Here is a 1,440-nt window from a genome sequence, read left to right on the forward strand (position 1 = left end):
AATTTTTAAATAAAAGACATAATTAATTAAAATTATAATTTGCTATTAATATCTTTTTAAAAATATTTACAATTATTTTAATAGGTTATGCAAGAAGTCTAATGATTAATAATAATATTGCTATAAATAAATCTCTAAAGAATCTTTTTTAGAAAATCATTCATTGTCTTAGAATATAACTAATTAAATATATATCTGCATAAGTTTGTTTCAAAAAAATAAAAAGCACTTTAGTGCTTTTTTAAAATTAATTATGCTAAAAATTTTGGTGCAGCAAGCATTAAAATGGCAACAATGCAATTATAACCAGCATGCGGAATTATGGTATATGTAACATTCCCATTAACAATAAGAAATAGCATTCCTAGTGTTAATGATGCTCCAATATATCCAATAAAATGTTCTCATTCACCGGTTCCAGCGACATGCATGCCAGCAAAGAAAATTGTTGATGCAACAAATCCAAGTCATTTGTTACCACTTAAACTAAAAATTCCGTGTCTAGTTGCTAATTCTTCAACAACTGGAGCAATTAAAATTGTATAGATAAATAAGAAAGCAATATTTCACCATTTATCTAGTCCTTTAATTAAATTATTTTGATTATTTGAAGTTGTTGCTGTTATTAATGATTGTAAATAAACAAAAAATAAATGAATTGAAAAAACAGCAATAATACTAATTGAGCAAACAACAAAAAGACGTTTGCAATCTTGTTTTAAAGTTAATTTAATTTTTTCAAAAATTAATGGTGATGACCGATAAAGAATAAAAATTGTCACCAATCCCGCAATTATTAATGTTAATAAATTAATTGTTGTTTTAACACTATCAGATGGATGAAACTGGTTTACAATGGTTCCAATTACTAAACCAATAATATTTGGAATAAAATAAAAATAATAAAAGGCAATAGCACCTGACCGCATAATTTCATTTTGTGCACCACTAATAACAAAATATGAACCAACTGCAACAATAATCCAACTAATAAAGTTCATCCCTGCTAAAGCATATTCATTATGTGTAAAAATATATGAAATTAGAATATTAATAAAAAAGGGAGCAAAAATAGCTGTTCCTAAAAAAATATAACCCGTATTTTTAATTTTAACTAAATTAAAAGCAAAGGGAGCAGCACAATCAACTAATGTTGGTTTTAACTCATATCATACTCTTTTAGGATTATAAACATTATCATTATTAGTCATTTTTATTACTCCTTTAAATCTTACTTTTTATTATATAATAAATTAGTTAAAAATCCATTTAAAATTATTTGGTACAGAATTTTGAATCCATCTATTAAAAAAGACATTTTGCAATGTCTTTTATTTAATAGACTTCTTGCATAACCTATTAAAATAATTGTAAATATTTTTAAAAAGATACTAATAGCAAATTATAATTTTAATTAATTATGTCTTTTATTTAAAAATT

The 1,440-nt window shown here is 23.6% G+C and carries 1 protein-coding gene; it reads right to left on the minus strand.

Annotated features, from left to right (window positions below; all coding sequences use genetic code 4):
- Positions 1-251: 251 nt before the first annotated feature.
- Positions 252-1,211, minus strand: a complete 960-nt coding sequence (locus EHU54_RS05820) for a lysostaphin resistance A-like protein (RefSeq protein WP_400249452.1) — start codon at positions 1,209-1,211, stop codon at positions 252-254.
- Between the last annotated feature and the right edge of the window lie 229 nt (positions 1,212-1,440).

This window comes from Spiroplasma sp. ald, from assembly GCF_044714355.1.
Taxonomy (GTDB): Bacteria; Bacillota_I; Bacilli_A; order Mycoplasmatales; family Mycoplasmataceae; genus Spiroplasma; species Spiroplasma phoeniceum.